Consider the following 15,854-nt stretch of genomic DNA (forward strand, 5'->3'; position numbering starts at 1 on the left):
GCTGATCGAAACGACAGATGCGAAGGGCGGTCCTCACGGGCCGCCCTTTTCGTTTGGCTAGAGGCGCGGGCGCCGCGATAAGCCGCCAGACAGTCCGACCAGGAGACGCGCCATGCAGCAGCCGACCGAGATCATCGTCCTCAGCGACGGCCCGGCCAACGTCATCGAAGGCGCCTGGCCCGACCGCACGATCGATGTGGTCACGCGCGCCGAACTACACGCCTTCCGCGTCGAGGCTCCCAAGGGCCGGGTTCTGGTCTGCGCCGGCGGCGGCTATCTGCGGCTGATGCACGACCGCGAGGGCGTCGAGGCGGCGCTGTGGCTGAACGGACTGGGCTACGACGCCTATGTGCTGGCCCATCGCCTGCCGGGCGCGGCGAGCCCGGACGGGGTCTGGCCCTTCGACATCGCCCTGACCGACGGCCTCTCGGCGCTTGAGGCGATCCCCACCGACCTGCCGAGCTTCGTGCTGGGCCTGTCGTCGGGCGGCCACCTGGCCGGGACCCTGGCCTGCCAGAAGGCTGCGGACCTTGCCGGCGTGCTGATCACCTATGCCCCGATCAACGCCAACCACCGCGACTACAAGGCCCCGGCCGGCAAGCCCGACTATCCGCCCGTGGAAAAGCAGGCCTTCTACGACGCCTGGCCGATCGGCATCGCGGCGCAGCCGCACGGCGTGCCGGCCTGCCCGGTGTTCCTGGCCTACGCCCTGCTCGACGAGGTGGTGCCGGTCGAGCATGCGCTGAACTTCATCACGACCGCCCGCGACCTGAAGCTGGATCTCGACGCCCACGTCTTCGGCCAGGCCCCGCACGGCTTCGCCCTGCGCGAGTTGGCGGGCACGCATGGAGCGTGGCCGGAGCTGGCGGCGCGGTGGATGACGGCGAAGGCGGGGTAGAGGCTCGCCCCCCAACTCCCGTCATTCCCGCCCTTGTGCCGGGAAACCCTGGCTCCACACGCATCGTGAAGCGCAAGCGGCGTGCCGGCACGCCGCCTCTCCCGCCCTTGCGGCTGACAGAGGGGTTCCCGCCACAAGGGCGGGAATGACGGGATAACTAGGACAGGTTCAGAGGCGCCCCCTGACCTGAGCCGCCCTACCGCTCTTCGTCGAAGCGGTTGCCGACCAGTTCGACCAGGGCGTCGACGGCGGCTTCGGCCTCGGGGCCCTCGGCGGCGATGTCGATGGTCGAGCCGATGCCGGCGGCCAGCATCATAAGGCCCATGATCGAGCGGGCGTCGACGCTGGAACCTTCGCGGGCGACGGTGACCTCGGCGTCGAAACCCGAGGCCAGCTTGACGAACTTGGCCGAGGCCCGGGCATGCAGCCCGCGCTCGTTGATGATCTCGACCGTGGCCGCCGCCGTTCGACTCATTTCTCTCCCGCCAGCACGTAGGAGGCCACGGAGATGTATTTGCGTCCAGCCTCCTGGGCGTGGGCGACGCAGGCGTCCAGGTCGTCGCGGGTGCGCACGCTGGCCAGCTTGATCAGCATCGGCAGGTTCAGGCCGGCGATGACCTCGGCCTTGGTCTGCTCCATGACCGAGATGGCCAGGTTGCTGGGCGTGCCGCCGAACATGTCGGTCAGCAGGATGACCCCGGCGCCGTCGTCGACGGCGGCGCAGGCCTTCAGAATGTCCGACCGGCGACGCTCCATGTCGTCTTCCGGCCCGATGCAGATGGCCTTCACCGCGGTCTGCGGCCCCACCACATGCTCCATGGCGGAAACGAATTCCTCCGCCAAACGCCCGTGCGTGACGATCACGAGCCCGATCATGCCTGGTCTCTCAAACGGGATCCCCTTCGCCCGATACGGCAGGGAGGCGCCGCGCGGGTCGCCTTGATACGCTTGTTAGGGGGCGACTCCAAGATGCTCCAGCATCCTGGCGATCTTCGCGGGCGCGGCGGGCTCGAGCGGCCACAGCTCGAAAGCCGGCAAATCCAACCCCAGAAGGCGTTCCGTGCGGGTCGGGGGCAGGCGCTCGATCCGCGCCGGATCGTCGACACAGCGCGCCAGGAGGGTGATTTCGGCGAACGGCAGGGCCGGTTCGGGGACGATCCCGAAGCCGCGAACCTCCATCAGGCCCCTCAGCGGATCGGGCGCGCGGCCATAGAGCCGCCCCTCCGACACGAAGGTCACCACTCGGTCGTCGGCCACCAGCCTAAAGCCCGCCTCCAGCGCCCGCAGGGCCAGGTCGCTCTTGCCGGCGCCCGAAGCGCCTTCGATCAGCACGCCGCGCCAGAGCCCGCCGACGCGCCTGGCCACCAGGCCCGCGTGGCGGATCACTCGCGGCCTCCGTGATGGTGGTGGCCGTCACGGCCGTGATGGCCGTGGGCGTGGCCGTCGCGATGCTCGGGCAGTTCGACCACGAACCGCGCGCCGATCACCTTGCCGGCCTCGTCCTGGCGGTTCTCGGCGTGGATCCGGCCGCCATGCGCCTCGACGATCTGGCGGGCGATCGACAGGCCCAGGCCCGAATTGCCGCCGAACGCCCGCCCCTTGGGCCGCGAGGTGTAGAAGCGCTCGAAGATGGTCTCGAGGTTGTCGGGCGGGATGCCGGGACCGTCGTCGTCGATCGTGACGACCAGCCGACCGTTCTGGCGCACCAGGCCGATCCGCACCTCGCCGTCGCCGGCGCTGAACGAGCGGGCGTTGTCGATCAGGTTGCGGAACACCTGGCCGACCGGGATCTCGCGGGCCATCACCCGTACGGCCCCCGTCGGCGCGCCGGTCAGGCGCACGCGGACGCTGAACGGCGGCTCCTCGCCACGCACCTGGGCCTCGTAGATGCTCACCGCCTCGGTCAGCAGGCGGGCCAGGTCCATGACCTTGGGCAGTTCGCGCGACAGCTCGGCGTCGAGCCGCGAGGCGTTCGAAATGTCGGTGACCAACCGGTCCAGGCGCCCGACGTCCTGTTGCAGTATGCCCAGCAGGCGCTGGCGGGCCTTGGCCTCGGTGACCAGGTCCAGGGTCTCGATCGCCGAGCGGATCGAGGTCAGCGGATTCTTGATCTCGTGGGCCACGTCGGCGGCGAAGCGCTCGATGGCCCCCATCCGCTCGGACAGGGCCTCGGTCATCTCCTCCAGCGACCTGGAAAGGTCGCCGATCTCGTCGTTGCGGCGCGAGATGTCGGGCAGGCTGATGGCCCGCGCGCCTTCCAGGCGCACGTGGTCGGCGGCCCGCGCCATGCGCAGCACCGGCTGGGCCACCAGGCGGTGCAGCAGCACGGATGAGACCAGCACCGCGCCCACGGCCACCAGCACGAACGGCAGCAAGGCCTTGCGCTCGGCGCCGATGATCTCGTCGACGTCGCCGGCCTCGACGGTCAGCACGCCCAGCACGGCGCGGACGTGCTGGATCGGGATCGACACCGACACCACCCGCTCGCCGTTCTCGGCCAGGCGCACCTGCTTGACGGTCTCGCCCATGCGGGCGCGCTCGATTTCCTGCTCGAACTCGGCCTTGGCCCGTTCCAGGGCGCGCGGCTTGGCGTCCTTGTCCTGCAACGAAAGCTTGAAGCCGTTGTCGCCCGACTTGCGGGCCGGCGGCAGCACCTTCCACTCGACCCGGTCCTCGACCAGGTAGGAATCGGCCAGCAGCCGGCCTTCGCCGTCATAGAGGCGGGCGCGCTGGGAATGGCCGCTGAAGAACGACTGCAGGATGTCGTTGGCCGCCGCCACGTCGAGCGCCGGCTCGGGCTCGCCCACGGTGGCGGCCCGTTCGATGATGTTGGCGATCAGCTCGCCCTGGGTGCTGAGGCTGTCGATGCGGGCGTTGATCAGGCCGCTGCGCAGCTCGTTGAGCACCAGGGCCCCGACCACCAGTATAGCCAGGGCCAGCAGGTTCAGGCCGATGATCAGCCGCCCCAGCCGCGAGGCGCGCGGCCAGGTCAGCCGGCGCCGGTCGCGCGGCTCGGCCTCGGGCCCGACCTCAGGCTTCGCGGTAGCGGTAGCCGACGCCATACAGGGTTTCGATGGAATCGAACTCGGGGTCCACCTGGCGGAACTTCTTGCGCATCCGCTTGATGTGGCTGTCGATCGTGCGGTCGTCGACATAGACCTGATCGTCGTAGGCGGCGTCCATCAGGTTGTCGCGGCTCTTCACGAAGCCGGGACGCTGGGCCAGCGATTGCAGCAGCAGGAACTCGGTGACCGTCAGGCGCACCGGCTTGCCGTCCCACAGGCTGTCGTGGCGGGCCGGATCGAGCGTCAGCTTGCCGCGCTTCATGACCTTGGAGCCCGCGGCGCCGGCCGGACCGGGCGCGGCCGGGTCTTCCTCGTCGGGACGGGCCCGGCGCAGGACGGCCTTCACCCGTTCCAGCAGCAGGCGCTGGCTGAACGGCTTGTGCATGTAGTCGTCGGCCCCGAGGTTGAAGCCGAGGATCTCGTCGATCTCGTCGTCCTTCGAGGTCAGCATGATGACCGGCGTCTCGGACGACTGGCGCAGGCGACGCAGCACTTCCATGCCGTCCATGCGCGGCATCTTGACGTCGAGGATCACGAGGTCCGGCGGATTGCTCTCCACCGCCTCGAGACCCGAGACGCCGTCGTAATAGGCCTTCACCGTGTGGCCGTGGCTCTCCAGGGCCAGGGAGACCGAAGCGACGATGTTCTCGTCGTCGTCGATGAGCGTGATCTCGGCCAAGCCGTCTAGTCCTCCGAATACCTTCCAGGTGATCCTATCGACCACCGCGCTCCGCTACAACGCGCGGAGCGGCCAAGCTTTCCATCGTGTCTTTTCAAACCCTATTGCGGCCGGGGCGTGGCGGGCTTGGACACAGTTGCGGCAGCGGCGCCGAACGATGGTCTTCGCCTTTCAACCTCGCCTTAAGGTCTCGCAAGTCATAGTCACGATCCAGGAGCCCCATAAAGCCCATGAGCGACCAGGTCCATTACGAGCTATTCGTGCGCCGCAAGGTCGGCGCGCAATGGACTCTGGACATGGCCACCGAGATCCGCAGCCACGCCCTGGCCCAGGCCGAGGAAGTGCTGAACTCGGGGCGCGCGGTCGCCGTGCGGGTCTCGAAAGAGACCCTGGACCCCGAAACCCGCGAATATCGCTCCATCTCGATCTTCACCAAGGGCATGGTCGACGGCGGCAAGCCGAAGAAGCCGGTGGAAGAGATGGAGCCGCTGTGCGTGCAGCCGGCCGACCTGTACACCGCCCACGCCCGCGACCGTATCGGCCGCCTGCTGGAAAGCTGGCTGCAGCGCCACAAGGCCACGCCCTTCGAGCTGCTGCACCGTCCCGACCTGGTCGAGAAGCTTGAAGCCTCCGGCACGGACCTGCAGCACGCCCTGCAGAAGATCGCCATTCCCGAGGCCGAGGCCCGGGGCATGTCGGTCCATGAGCTGATCCGCAACTTCCAGGGCCTGGTGGAGCGCTCGGTCGCCAACCTGATGAAGGCCTTCAAGAAGGGCCAGCTGCCGGACCTCGACAAGGAAGGCTTCGCGAAAGCCGCCGAGCGCCTGGCCGCCGACCCCGACCGCGCCTTCCTGCTGGGGGCCGGCGTCGCCGCCTCGATCGCCCCGGCCAAGGACTGGAGCGAGAAGATCGCCCGCCTGCTCGACCTGGCCGACGCCGCGCCGACCGAGCCCAAGGCCCGCGCCGCCGCCCTGGCCGCCATCGAGACCCCGCTGGCCGAGATCATCGGCTCCAAGGCCGGCATGGCCGACCTGCTCAACACCGCCGACGACCTGGGCGCGACCCTGGCGGCCATGACCCGCCTGGCCGGCGGTTCGCAGGTCGAGATGCTGATCAAGGTCGAGGCCAGCGTCCGCAACTGCATGCCCGAGCTGTCGGGCACGGCCAAGCGCCTGGGCCAATGGCTGTGCGGCGACAACTTCCCCACCGTCCGCGCCTCGATCGCCCGCCGGGTGCTCAAGGAGCTGAACGGCGTGCGCCGCCTCAAGCCGACCGACGCCGAGAGCGAGATCGAGCACCTGCGCGCCCTGGCGATGAGCCTGACGGCCGCCGCCGGCCGCATCCTGCCGGCCGAGGACATCACCGCGGCCTTCACCACCCGCTCCAAGACCCTGCTCAACGGCGACTTCATCGAGGCCTTGCTGGGCCGCGACCGCTCGGCCCGCGAAGAGGTCGTCATGCTGATCCGCCTGGCCGAGAACGTCATGGGCGCGGTCAACAAGCGCCACGCCGCCCGATGGCTGTCGGCCAACATCCAGGCCATGCGCTTCGAGAAAGAGATGCGCCAGGGTCCCGACACCCCGTCGGTGAAGCTGGCCGCCCTCGCGGCGCTGCAGAAGTCGCTGACCCGTTCGGGCCTGGTGGTCGAGGACTATGGTCCGCTGTGCGCCAAGCTCGGCGACGTCGGCGGCATGGTCGAGGCCGACGCCCGCCTTCTGTCTCTGCTGGTCCGCGCCCCCGCCCCCCTGCCCCAGCGCCTGGCGCTGCTGGCGAAGCTGGCGACGGGCGAGGCCGGCCCTACCGGCCCGGTCGCCGACCGCGCGCGGCTGGAGGCCCTGAAGCTGGCCCGCGCGCCCGAGGCCCGCGAACAGCTGGCCGCCAGCCCCGAGACCCTCGACCTGCTCAAGGGCCTGGTGCAGCAGCAACAGGCGGCCTGAGGCCCCTTCCAAACTTGTCCGCGACCTGACGCGTCCCCAAATCCGTGCTCCCAGAGTACGGAGCCCCCAATGGCCGTCTTCAGCGTCTTCTATCCCGCCCACGAGGGCGCGAAGTTCGATCACGACTACTACAAGGCGGTCCACATCCCGCTGGCGCAGAAGGCTTTCGGCCCGACCGGACTCGTCGACACCCGGATCCTGCGCGGCGCGCCCGGTCCCGACGGCTCGCCGCCGCCGTTCGTAGCCATGGTGCACCTGACCTTCCGCGACGCCGCCGCGCTGCAAGCCTCGCTGGGCGGCCCCGAGGCCCCCGCCGTCCAGGCCGACGTCGCCAACTTCACCGACATCACGCCGGTGATCCAGATCAGCGTCGAGCCGTAGGCCGCCTGCAAGCTTGACCGGCGGGCGCGGGCGGCCGATCTGTCGCTCTCGCCCACAGCCGTCCGGAACCCATCATGGCCTTCATCAGCATCGTCTATCCGGCCCGCGACGGCGCCCGCTTCGACCACGACTACTACGCGCGGACCCACATCCGCATGGTGCGCGAGGCCTTGGCGCAGACCGGCCTGCTGGATGCACGGGTCTATCGCGGGGTGTCGGCCCTGGACGGCGGCCCGCCGCCTTTCGTGGCGATGGCGCACCTGACCTTCCGCGACGAGGCGGCCATGCGCGCCTGCCTGGAAAGCCCCGTCGCGCCCGGCCTGCACGCCGACGTGGCCAATTTCACCGACATCGCGCCGGTGATCGAGATCTACGCGGCGGGGTAGGACCAACCTGCGGAAACCTCTCCCTATGGGAGAGGTTTCAGAGGGCGAGCGCCCGCGCCAGCGCCTCGACCACCCGGTCGGGATCCTCGTCGGACATCCCCGGATAGAGCGGCAGCGTCAGGCAGCGGTCATACCAGGCGTCGGCGCCGGGCAGGTCGGCCAGGCCATACCGGTTCACGTAGTACGGCTGGCGGTGCACCGGGATGTAGTGGACCTGGGTGCCGACCCCTTGCGCCTTCAGGCTTTCGACCACCGCCGCGCGGCTGGTCATGGCGGCCTCGAAGTCGATCAGCACGGTCAGCAGGTGCAGGGCCGGGTCGGACCAGCTCGGGCTGGCCGCCAGCCGAACCAGCGGCGACAGCGGTTCCAGCAGCGCCTGGTAGCGCGCCGCCAGCGTCCGCCGGCGCTCGACGAAGCGGTCGAGCTTGGCCAGCTGCGAGATCCCCAGGGCGCACAACACGTCGGGGATGCGGTAGTTGAAGCCCAGCTCCGGCATCTCGTAGACCCAGGGCTCGGCGCCGGCCGGACGCACCATGCCGTGGCCGCGCAGGGATCGGGCCTTGGCCGCCAGCGCCGCGTCATTGGTGGTCAGCATGCCGCCCTCGCCGGTGGCCAGCGTCTTGACCGGATGGAACGAGAAGCTGGCGAAACTCGAATAGGCGCAGTCGCCGACCGGATGGGCCTCGTTTCCGAAGGTGGCCACCGAGCCCAGGGCGTGCGGCGCGTCCTCGACCAGCACCGCGCCGGCGGCGCTGGCCATGGCCCTCAACGCCGGCAGGTCGCAGACGTCGCCGCGCAGGTGCACCGGCAGCACGGCCCGCACGCGACGGTCGCCTACGCGGGACAGGGCGTCGGCCAGGGTGTCGGGGGTCATCAGGCCGCTGTCGGGATCGACGTCGGCGAACACCACCTCGGCCCCGGCGTAGCGGGCGCAGTTGGCCGTGGCCAGGAAGGTCACCGACGGGGCGATGCAGACGTCGCCCTCGCCGACTCCCAGAGCCATCATCGCCAGGTGCAGGGTCGCCGTGCCGTTGGAGACGGCGATGGCGTGCTGCGCCCCGACCTTGGCCTTGAAGGCCGCCTCGAAGGCCTCGACCGTCGGGCCCGTGGTCAGGAAATCAGCGCGCAAGGCCTCCGCCACCGCGGCGATGTCGTCGTCCTCGATCGTCTGCCTGCCGTAGGGGAGGAAGCCGCTCATCGCGCGGCCTTCTCCTCCAGCATGGCCAGCAGGCCTTCGGGCGAGAGCCAGTCGTGGTTGTTGTCGCTGCTGTAGGAGAAATCCTCGGCCACGCGCTTGGCGCCGTCGGCCTCGGAATAGGGCTCGCGGCCGAACTCGGCGAAGTTGGGCTCGATGGCGAAGCGGTCGTCGAACTCCACCGTCGAGCGGGCGTCGTCGGCGCTGATCATGATCTCGTGCAGCTTCTCACCCGGACGGATGCCGATCACCTTGACGCCCGCGCTGGGCGACATGGCCTTCACGAGGTCCGGCATGGCCATGGACGGGATCTTGGGCACGAAGATCTCGCCGCCGCGCATCAGGTTCAGCGACGACAGCACGAAGTCGACGCCTTCGTTCAGCGTGATCCAGAAGCGGGTCATGCGCGGATCGGTGATCGGCAGCTCGGTCGCGCCCTGGTCCAGCAGGCGGCGATAGAGCGGCACGACGCTGCCGCGCGATCCCACGACATTGCCGTAGCGCACGACGCAGAACCGCGTGCCGATGTCGCCCGACAGGTTGTTGGCCGCCACGAAGGTCTTGTCCGACGCCAGCTTGGTCGCGCCGTACAGGTTGGTGGGGTTGCAGGCCTTGTCGGTCGACAGGGCCACGACCTGTTTCACGTGGTTGTTGAGGCTGGCCCAGACCACGTTCTCGGCGCCTAGCACGTTGGTGTGGATGCATTCGGACGGATTGTATTCGGCGGCCGGCACCTGCTTGAGCGCCGCGGCGTGGATGACGATGTCGACCCCACGCAGGGCCAGGGTCAGGCGCTCGCGGTCACGCACGTCGCCGAGGAAGAAGCGCAGCTTGGCGAAGTCGGCCTCGTCGAACTGCTCACGCAGCTCCAGCTGCATGTCGCTCTGCTTCAGCTCGTCGCGGGAATAGATGATGACCTTGCGCGGGCTCGACCGCTTGAGCACCGTCTCGATGAACCGGCGTCCGAACGAGCCAGTGCCGCCGGTGACCAGGATCACCTTGCCGTCAAGGTCGAGGGATTGCGGTGAAAAGCGTCCCAAGATCAGCCTCCTCGCACCCGCCGCGCGCGCATCTGACGCACGGGGAATCTAGGTTAACGCGTTTGTGCGGCGCCAGACGTAAAGAGGACGTCAACCACGACGGGTTATGCGGAAGGCCATGCGCCGCACCCTCGCCCTCCTCGCCGCCGTCCTGACGCTCGCCGGTCTTTGCGCCTCGCCCGCCCTGGCCAGCGGCGGCGAAGCCAAGAAGGAGGCGCCGCCGACCTATTTCGCCCTGCCGACCATCACCGCCACGGCCATCCGCCGCGACGGCCGCAAGGGCGTGATGACCCTGGAGACCGGCATAGAGGCCAAGGACCCCAAGGTCATGGAGCACGCCCAGGCCTCGACCCCGCGCCTGCGCGCGGCCTTCGCCCAGGTGCTGATGACCTACGCCTCGGGCCTGCGCCGGGGCGCCGTTCCCGACCTCGACTATGTCGGCGCTGAGATGCAGAAGGCGACCGATCGCGTGCTGGGCAAGAAGGGAGCCAAGGTCCTGCTCGGCTCGGCGATGGTGAACTAGCCAGGGTCCGAAACCTCGTCCTTCGACAAGCTCAGGATGAGGTTTCTACTGATCCTCGGCGCCTGAACTGGTCCTCATCCTGAGCCTGTCGAAGGACGAGGATCACGCACGAAGGCTCAGCCTTTGCCCTTGCGCCGCGCGCGGAAGAACCCGCGCAGCAGGTCGGCGCTTTCCTGCGCCATCACCCCGCCCGTCGTCTCCGGCCGCCAGTGGCAGGTGGGCTGGGCGAAGAACTTCGGGCCGTGGACCACCGCCCCGCCCTTGGGATCGTCGGCGCCCCAGACCACCCGGCCGATGCGGGCGTGGCTGATCGCCCCGGCGCACATGGCGCAGGGCTCCAGCGTCACCACCAGGGTCAGGTCGGTCAGCCGGTAGTTTTCCAGCTTCGCCGCCGCCAGCCGCATGACCGCGATCTCGGCGTGGGCCGTGGGATCGTGCGCCGCGATCGGGCCGTTGCCGGCCCGCGCGATCACCTCGCCCGTCTTCGGATCCAGGATCACCGCCCCCACCGGCGTCTCGCCCCGCTCGGCGGCCGCGCGGGCCTCGTCGAGGGCCAGGGCCATGGCGTCTTCGTCGGTGATGGCGGGGCCTCCGGCTGCGAGGCTTGATCCTATGGCGGTTCGGCGCCATCACCACAAGCAGCCCATCGTGATGATGCGCCCCTCCCATCGAAGGACCAAAGGCATGACCGACAAGTACCAGCCCGCCCTGCACGACGCCGTCGAGCACGATCCGGACGCCGAGGGCGGCGAGCGCGTCGCCAAGGCCCTGGCCCGCGCGGGCGTGGCCTCGCGGCGCGAGGTCGAGCGGCTGATCGAGGCCGGCAAGGTCGTGCTGAACGGCCAGGTGCTGACCACCCCGGCCGTGCGGGTGTTCCCGGGCGACCTGCTGGTCGTCGACGGCAAGCTGGTCGAGGACCGCCAGCCGACCCGCCTGTTCCGCTATCACAAGCCCACCGGCCTTGTGACCACCCACAACGATCCGGGCGGCCGCCCCACCGTGTTCGGCGCCCTGCCCAACGGCCTGCCGCGGGTGATCTCGGTCGGCCGTCTCGACCTCAATTCCGAGGGCCTGCTGCTGCTGACCAACGACGGCGAGCTGTCGCGCGCCCTGGAGATGCCGCAGAACGCCTGGACCCGCCGCTATCGCGCCCGCGCCTTCGGCCACGCCACCCAGGAGACGCTGGACAGGCTGAAGGACGGCACGACCATCGAGGGCGTCCGCTACGGCCCGATCGAGGCCCGCCTCGACAAGGCCCAGGACAAGGCCGGCGGCGGCCGCAACGTCTGGATCACGGTCACCCTGTCGGAAGGCAAGAACCGCGAGGTCCGCAAGGTGCTGGAGTCGGTCGGCCTGAAGGTCAACCGCCTGATCCGCCTGTCCTACGGCCCGTTCGCGCTGGGCACGCTGCAGGCCGGCCAGGTCGAGGAGGTCGGCCCCCGGGTGATCCGCGAGCTGCTGGCCGGCGTCATCGCCGACGAGAACATGCCCCAGGGCGACAAGCCGCAGTTCGTCGGCGTCGCCGATCCGCTGTACGCGCCGGGCGTGGCCAAGGACGGCGAGCGCCTGCGCGGCGGCGAGGTCCAGCGGCGCGCGCCGTCGGGCCGCGCCCCGCAGATCGCCACGCCCAAGGTCGAGGAGCCCAAGAAGGTCTACAAGGCCGGCTGGGCCAAGGCCAAGATCCGCACCGACGGCCACAAGTCCAAGACGCACAAGCCCAAGTCGATCGACACCAAGTTCGTCACCGAGGCCCCCGGGCGCGGCAAGGGTCCTGCCAAGCCGGGCGCGAAGGGCGCGGCGACCAAGGGCGCGGCCGGCAAGCCGGGCGCCCGTCCCGCCGGCAAGATCGCCCCGCAAGGCGCCACGCGCGGCAACGTCGCCCCGGCGCGTTCGGGCAAGCCGGCCGACTTCAAGGGTCCGCGCGCGACCGGCGGCAAGCCAGCCCCGCGTGGTCCCAAGCGGTAGCCTCTAGCGCCGATCCGCCAGCCGCTCGGCCAGGGTGCGGGTGCGGCGCACGACGGTGACCAGGGTTCCGACCGCGATCACGGCCAGGCCGGCGGCCAGCACCTCGCCCCGGCCGCGCCACAGCGGCTCGAAGGCGGCGATCGCGCAGGTCGCCGTCAGGGCGGCCATGCGGTGCGGCTTGGCCATGGGCCCCGAGAAGTCGGCGGCGAAACCCAGGCCTCGGCCCAGCTCGCGCACATAGGCCGTCAGCATGGCCAGGGCCGCGCAGATCCAGCCCAGGGCCGGGCCGCCGGAAAAGCCCGCGCTCATCGCGCCATAACCGGCCCCGGCCAGGAACAGAACGTCGGCGATACGGTCGGGCAGCTCGTTCCAGATCGGGCCGTAGGGGCTGGCGCGGCCATGCTCCACCGCCACCATGCCGTCGAGCAGGTTGCAGGCCAGCCGCAACTGCACGCAGGTCGCCCCCAGCACCAGGCACAGCGAGCGCCAGCCGTCCTCGACCCCGCCGCTGGCCGCCAGCAGGGCGCCGCCCAGCACCGCGAAGGCGAGACCCAGGCCCGAGATCACGTCGGCGCTGACACCCTTGCCGGCGATGGCGGCCGCCAGACGCCCGGCCCAGGCCGCGCCCCGCGTCTTCAGCGGCCGGCGATTGGTCAGGTCGGGAGCGGCGGTCTCGGGAGCATCGGTCATGGCGCGGTCTTCCTCCGGTCGGCGACCAGGCGGGCGTTGTAGGCGATGGCGTAGAGCGTCGACATCGTCCAGGGAAAGGCGATCGTCGCCAGAAGTTCCGGCGTGCCGATCAGGCGATGGACGATGGTCAGGGTCGCCAGGATGGCGCTGGCCGTGATCGCCGGCGGAAGGGCCAGGGCGACAAGGCCCGAGAACCGCCCATCCAGCCGCTCCAGCGTCTTCTTCAGCAGCGCCGTCAGGCCGGCCGACAGCAGGCCCTGGGCGATCGCCGCTCCCCACACCAGGCCATGGGCGTGGTTGGCCCACAGGGTCCAGCCGCCCATCAGCAGGAAGCCGAAGGCGGCGTGGACCAGGCTGGAGCGCAGCAGGCGCGACATCGACGAAAACTCCCCGGCTCGTAACCGCCGGCAACTAGGCTATACCGGGAGTAGTGCGAACGGGAGCGTCCATGGATTTCGTCGGCGATCTGACCGGACACGCAGGCCGCTTCCTGGCCGCCCAGCCAAGGCCCCTGCTGGCGGGCCTGGCCGGCGTGGTGGTCCTGCTGGGCGTGGCCAGCGCCATCGCCGCGGTGCTGCCGCGCCTGAAACCGGGCAAGTCGTACGAGGAACTGCGGCTGCGCATCGTCTCGTGGTGGGGGATGGTGGCGCTGCTGGCCGGGGCGCTGCTGCTGGGCTGGCAGGCGACCACCGCCGTCTTCGCCTTCATCTCGTTCCTGGCCCTGCGCGAGTTCCTGTCTCTCGCGGTCCGGCGGCGCGAGGACCGGCCGGCGATCCTGGCGGCCTATGGCTGCCTGCTGGCCGCCTACGGCTTCATCTTCGCCGACCGCTACATGTTCTACCTGGTGTTCATCCCGGTGTGGGTGTTCCTGGGCCTGCCCGCCCTGATGGCCCTGATCGGCCAGACCAAGGGCTATCTGGCCAGCGCGGCGACCTTCCATTGGGGCCTGGTCACCTGCGTCTACAACCTGGGTTTCGTCGCCTTCCTGATGCGCGTGCCGGAAAGCGAGAACCTGCCGGCCGGGGCGGCGGGCCTCGTTTTCTTCCTGCTGCTGGCCACCGAGTTCAACGACGTCGCGCAGTATGTCTGGGGCAAGCTCTTTGGCCGTCGCAAGATCCTGCCCACCGTCAGCCCCAACAAGACCTGGGAAGGGTTTCTGGGCGGCTGGATAACCACCGCCGCCCTGATCTGGTTCGTCGGGCCGGTGTTCACGCCGCTTTCGGGCCATGGCCTGGCCATCGTCGCCTTCGTGCTGCCGGCGGCGGGCTTCGCCGGCGACGTGACCATGAGCGCCATCAAGCGCGACATCGGCGTCAAGGACACCTCGCATGCCATCCCCGGCCACGGCGGGGTGCTGGACCGCGCCGACAGCCTGACCTTCACCGCGCCGCTCTACTTCCACCTCATGGCGCTGTTCGCGCTGGACCGGTTCTGATCTAGTCGTCCCGTGCGCCTGCTCCGCTTCCTCCTGCTGGTCCTCGTCGCCCGGCCGCTGGCCCTGTTCATGACCGGGGCCGACGTCTCCGGCCGCGAGCGCCTGCCGCTGAAGGGCCCGGCGATCATCGCCGCCAACCACGCCAGCCATGTCGACACCCTCTTGATGCTGTCGATCTTCCCGTCGCGGGCGGTGTCGAAGCTGCGGCCGGCGGCGGCGGCCGACTATTTCCTGCGCGACCCGGTGATCGGCTGGTTCTCGCGCCACGTGATCGGCATCGTGCCGGTGGCCCGCAGCAAGGCCGGCCGCCGGGCCGCCTCTGGAGAAGGCGAGGACGTGCTGGCCCCGGCCCGCGCCGCCCTGGCGGCGGGCGAGATCGTTCTGGTCTTTCCCGAAGGCACGCGCGGCGACGGCGCCACCGACGCCATGGGCCAGCTGAAGGGCGGGGTCGCCCGCCTGGCCGAGGCCTTTCCCGACGCCCCGGTGATCCCGGTCTGGATCCAGGGCGCCGGCCGGGTGCTGCCCAAGGGCGCCAGCGTGCCGGTGCCGCTGAACTGCGCGGTGCTGGTGGGCGAGCCGGTGGCCTGGACCGGCCGGCGGGGCCCGTTCATGGACGCCCTGCGCGAGGCCATGCTGGCCCTGAAGGAACAGGCGCCGCCGCTGCGCTGGTCGGACGAGCCTTGATCGCCCTCTAGGCCGTCGCCACCCCGGCCCAGCGCGACAGGCGCGGCGTGCGGGCCACCAGCTCGGCCAGGCCGACATAGATGCCCAGCATCACCACGCAGATCGGCAGCACCTCCCAGCGGAAGGGATGCGGCGGCTCGGGCGCCAGGCTCATGGGCTGCAGGAACAGCACGATGACGATGTTGTTGGCCGCGTGGGCGCCGACCGCGAACTCGACCCCGCCCAGCCGCAGGGTGGCCCAGGCCAGGCCGATCCCCAGCACCGCCCGCACCAGGAAGGCGTCGGGGTTGGGGTCGAAGTGGATGGTCGAGAAGGCCGCGCCGTTGATCAGCAGGATCAGCCACACCTGTTTGGTGAAGGCGCCGGTCAGCTTGAGCAGCCAGCCGCGGAACACCAGCTCCTCGGCCGCCGCGGCCAGCAGCAGCAGGCCCACGGCGCCGGCCGCATGGACGAGCCGGCCGTCGAAGGTCGAGGTCAGCGTCAGGATCGGCATGGGCGGCGCGTGCGGGTCGAGCCGCGCGCTGGCCGCCAGCAGCGGTCCGACGGTCACGGCGAACAGCACAAGGCCCAGCAGGGTCAGGCGCCAGCGATAGACCGGCGCGCTGGTCAGGTAGCTGCGCAGTCGGCGCTCGTGCAGCAGGGCCGCCACGCCGGCGAAGGCCACGGCCATGCCGCCGTTGGTGGCCGTCAGCAGGCACAGCACGAACAGCAGCGTGATCAGGTCGAGAGCGGCGGCGTTCGGGTTGGTCAGGGACTTGAACAGCGCCACGGCCTGGTCGAAGCCGCCGTCCAGCAGGCCGGTGAACAGGGCCATGACGAAGACGCCGCCGATCACCGCGGCCAGCATCGCGGCCACGAACCCGACCGGCAGGCTCAGCAGGAGGCGCCCGATGCGCCGGTCAGCCGGCGTCAGGTCGTCCAGAAACGCCGAACGTCTCACGTCCTCGAACACAGCCGCCCAATCCCACACAGCACC

19 protein-coding genes are annotated in these 15,854 nt (G+C 70.3%); 8 read left to right on the forward strand and 11 right to left on the reverse strand.

Annotated features, from left to right (window positions below; all coding sequences use genetic code 11):
- Nucleotides 1-112: 112 nt before the first annotated feature.
- Entirely contained in the window at nucleotides 113-898 is a 786-nt protein-coding gene (locus DDF62_RS10450; protein WP_116489062.1) for an alpha/beta fold hydrolase, read from the forward strand.
- Nucleotides 899-1,094: 196 nt separating this feature from the next.
- Here the strand turns inward: DDF62_RS10450 and DDF62_RS10455 are convergent, their stop codons facing one another.
- From DDF62_RS10455 to DDF62_RS10475, 5 genes are all read right to left on the reverse strand, one after another.
- On the reverse strand, nucleotides 1,095-1,373 hold the full coding sequence (locus DDF62_RS10455; RefSeq protein ID WP_116489063.1) for an HPr family phosphocarrier protein: 279 nt from the start codon (nucleotides 1,371-1,373) through the stop codon (nucleotides 1,095-1,097).
- Entirely contained in the window at nucleotides 1,370-1,774 is a 405-nt protein-coding gene (locus DDF62_RS10460) for a PTS sugar transporter subunit IIA (RefSeq protein WP_058348726.1), read from the reverse strand. The genes DDF62_RS10455 and DDF62_RS10460 overlap by 4 nt, the downstream gene beginning before the upstream one ends.
- A 75-nt stretch (nucleotides 1,775-1,849) precedes the next feature.
- Nucleotides 1,850-2,284, reverse strand: coding sequence for an HPr kinase/phosphorylase (locus DDF62_RS10465; protein WP_116489064.1), 435 nt, complete (start codon nucleotides 2,282-2,284; stop codon nucleotides 1,850-1,852).
- Nucleotides 2,281-3,960 (reverse strand): ATP-binding protein, encoded by a 1,680-nt coding sequence (locus tag DDF62_RS10470; protein WP_116489065.1) that lies wholly within the window; start codon nucleotides 3,958-3,960, stop codon nucleotides 2,281-2,283. The genes DDF62_RS10465 and DDF62_RS10470 overlap by 4 nt, the downstream gene beginning before the upstream one ends.
- Nucleotides 3,929-4,642 carry a response regulator transcription factor gene (locus DDF62_RS10475; RefSeq protein WP_058348723.1) on the reverse strand — a complete coding sequence of 238 codons (714 nt, stop codon included), beginning with the start codon at nucleotides 4,640-4,642 and terminating at the stop codon, nucleotides 3,929-3,931. The genes DDF62_RS10470 and DDF62_RS10475 overlap by 32 nt, the downstream gene beginning before the upstream one ends.
- 230 nt (nucleotides 4,643-4,872) lie before the next feature.
- Here DDF62_RS10475 and DDF62_RS10480 point away from each other — a divergent pair, with 230 nt between their 5' ends.
- The 3 genes from DDF62_RS10480 (at nucleotide 4,873) to DDF62_RS10490 (ending at nucleotide 7,346) form a co-directional block, all read left to right on the forward strand.
- Complete coding sequence (locus DDF62_RS10480) at nucleotides 4,873-6,579, forward strand: hypothetical protein (protein WP_116489066.1); 1,707 nt, start codon at nucleotides 4,873-4,875, stop codon at nucleotides 6,577-6,579.
- 69 nt (nucleotides 6,580-6,648) lie between these two features.
- A complete protein-coding gene (locus DDF62_RS10485) occupies nucleotides 6,649-6,960 on the forward strand; it encodes an EthD family reductase (RefSeq protein WP_116489067.1) in 312 nt (103 codons plus the stop codon).
- Nucleotides 6,961-7,034: 74 nt separating this feature from the next.
- A complete protein-coding gene (locus tag DDF62_RS10490; protein WP_116489068.1) occupies nucleotides 7,035-7,346 on the forward strand; it encodes an EthD family reductase in 312 nt (103 codons plus the stop codon).
- Between the two features lie 37 nt (nucleotides 7,347-7,383).
- On the opposite strand, the gene pseC is transcribed toward DDF62_RS10490, so the two are convergent.
- On the reverse strand, nucleotides 7,384-8,544 hold the full coding sequence (gene pseC / locus DDF62_RS10495; protein ID WP_116489069.1) for a UDP-4-amino-4,6-dideoxy-N-acetyl-beta-L-altrosamine transaminase: 1,161 nt from the start codon (nucleotides 8,542-8,544) through the stop codon (nucleotides 7,384-7,386).
- Nucleotides 8,541-9,581 (reverse strand): UDP-N-acetylglucosamine 4,6-dehydratase (inverting), encoded by a 1,041-nt coding sequence (pseB, locus tag DDF62_RS10500; RefSeq protein WP_101716424.1) that lies wholly within the window; start codon nucleotides 9,579-9,581, stop codon nucleotides 8,541-8,543. The genes pseC and pseB overlap by 4 nt, the downstream gene beginning before the upstream one ends.
- A 118-nt stretch (nucleotides 9,582-9,699) precedes the next feature.
- Here pseB and DDF62_RS10505 point away from each other — a divergent pair, with 118 nt between their 5' ends.
- A complete protein-coding gene (locus tag DDF62_RS10505; protein WP_244286787.1) occupies nucleotides 9,700-10,104 on the forward strand; it encodes a hypothetical protein in 405 nt (134 codons plus the stop codon).
- A gap of 116 nt (nucleotides 10,105-10,220) precedes the next feature.
- Here the strand turns inward: DDF62_RS10505 and DDF62_RS10510 are convergent, their stop codons facing one another.
- Nucleotides 10,221-10,685: a nucleoside deaminase gene (locus DDF62_RS10510; protein ID WP_341871568.1), complete on the reverse strand. Its 465-nt coding sequence runs from the start codon at nucleotides 10,683-10,685 to the stop codon at nucleotides 10,221-10,223.
- Nucleotides 10,686-10,788: 103 nt separating this feature from the next.
- On the opposite strand from DDF62_RS10510, the gene DDF62_RS10515 reads away from it, so the two are divergent.
- Nucleotides 10,789-12,069, forward strand: coding sequence for a pseudouridine synthase (locus DDF62_RS10515; protein ID WP_116489072.1), 1,281 nt, complete (start codon nucleotides 10,789-10,791; stop codon nucleotides 12,067-12,069).
- 3 nt (nucleotides 12,070-12,072) lie between these two features.
- On the opposite strand, the gene DDF62_RS10520 is transcribed toward DDF62_RS10515, so the two are convergent.
- Complete coding sequence (locus tag DDF62_RS10520; RefSeq protein ID WP_116489073.1) at nucleotides 12,073-12,759, reverse strand: CDP-alcohol phosphatidyltransferase family protein; 687 nt, start codon at nucleotides 12,757-12,759, stop codon at nucleotides 12,073-12,075.
- Nucleotides 12,756-13,136 carry a hypothetical protein gene (locus DDF62_RS10525; protein ID WP_116489074.1) on the reverse strand — a complete coding sequence of 127 codons (381 nt, stop codon included), beginning with the start codon at nucleotides 13,134-13,136 and terminating at the stop codon, nucleotides 12,756-12,758. The genes DDF62_RS10520 and DDF62_RS10525 overlap by 4 nt, the downstream gene beginning before the upstream one ends.
- A 71-nt stretch (nucleotides 13,137-13,207) precedes the next feature.
- Between DDF62_RS10525 and DDF62_RS10530 the strand changes: the two genes are divergently transcribed.
- Together DDF62_RS10530 and DDF62_RS10535 are read left to right on the forward strand one after the other, a co-directional pair.
- A complete protein-coding gene (locus DDF62_RS10530; protein WP_116489075.1) occupies nucleotides 13,208-14,194 on the forward strand; it encodes a phosphatidate cytidylyltransferase in 987 nt (328 codons plus the stop codon).
- Nucleotides 14,195-14,206: 12 nt separating this feature from the next.
- On the forward strand, nucleotides 14,207-14,878 hold the full coding sequence (locus DDF62_RS10535) for a lysophospholipid acyltransferase family protein (protein WP_116489076.1): 672 nt from the start codon (nucleotides 14,207-14,209) through the stop codon (nucleotides 14,876-14,878).
- 7 nt (nucleotides 14,879-14,885) lie between these two features.
- Here DDF62_RS10535 and DDF62_RS10540 read toward each other — a convergent pair whose 3' ends face one another.
- Entirely contained in the window at nucleotides 14,886-15,818 is a 933-nt protein-coding gene (locus DDF62_RS10540) for a CPBP family intramembrane glutamic endopeptidase (RefSeq protein ID WP_244286788.1), read from the reverse strand.
- Nucleotides 15,819-15,854 lie beyond the last annotated feature (36 nt).

Source organism: Caulobacter radicis, assembly GCF_003094615.1.
In the GTDB taxonomy this organism is placed as follows: domain Bacteria; phylum Pseudomonadota; class Alphaproteobacteria; order Caulobacterales; family Caulobacteraceae; genus Caulobacter; species Caulobacter radicis.

What these genes read in the sequence shown, in the direction of transcription:
- DDF62_RS10450 (WP_116489062.1), top strand. Translation starts at nt 113, where the DNA reads ATGCAGCAGCCGACCGAGATCATCGTCCTCAGCGACGGCCCGGCCAAC.
- DDF62_RS10455 (WP_116489063.1), bottom strand. Translation starts at nt 1,373, where the DNA reads ATGAGTCGAACGGCGGCGGCCACGGTCGAGATCATCAACGAGCGCGGG.
- DDF62_RS10460 (WP_058348726.1), bottom strand. Translation starts at nt 1,774, where the DNA reads ATGATCGGGCTCGTGATCGTCACGCACGGGCGTTTGGCGGAGGAATTC.
- DDF62_RS10470 (WP_116489065.1), bottom strand. Translation starts at nt 3,960, where the DNA reads ATGGCGTCGGCTACCGCTACCGCGAAGCCTGAGGTCGGGCCCGAGGCC.
- DDF62_RS10480 (WP_116489066.1), top strand. Translation starts at nt 4,873, where the DNA reads ATGAGCGACCAGGTCCATTACGAGCTATTCGTGCGCCGCAAGGTCGGC.
- DDF62_RS10485 (WP_116489067.1), top strand. Translation starts at nt 6,649, where the DNA reads ATGGCCGTCTTCAGCGTCTTCTATCCCGCCCACGAGGGCGCGAAGTTC.
- DDF62_RS10490 (WP_116489068.1), top strand. Translation starts at nt 7,035, where the DNA reads ATGGCCTTCATCAGCATCGTCTATCCGGCCCGCGACGGCGCCCGCTTC.
- pseC (WP_116489069.1), bottom strand. Translation starts at nt 8,544, where the DNA reads ATGAGCGGCTTCCTCCCCTACGGCAGGCAGACGATCGAGGACGACGAC.
- DDF62_RS10505 (WP_244286787.1), top strand. Translation starts at nt 9,700, where the DNA reads ATGCGCCGCACCCTCGCCCTCCTCGCCGCCGTCCTGACGCTCGCCGGT.
- DDF62_RS10515 (WP_116489072.1), top strand. Translation starts at nt 10,789, where the DNA reads ATGACCGACAAGTACCAGCCCGCCCTGCACGACGCCGTCGAGCACGAT.
- DDF62_RS10520 (WP_116489073.1), bottom strand. Translation starts at nt 12,759, where the DNA reads ATGACCGATGCTCCCGAGACCGCCGCTCCCGACCTGACCAATCGCCGG.
- DDF62_RS10525 (WP_116489074.1), bottom strand. Translation starts at nt 13,136, where the DNA reads ATGTCGCGCCTGCTGCGCTCCAGCCTGGTCCACGCCGCCTTCGGCTTC.
- DDF62_RS10530 (WP_116489075.1), top strand. Translation starts at nt 13,208, where the DNA reads ATGGATTTCGTCGGCGATCTGACCGGACACGCAGGCCGCTTCCTGGCC.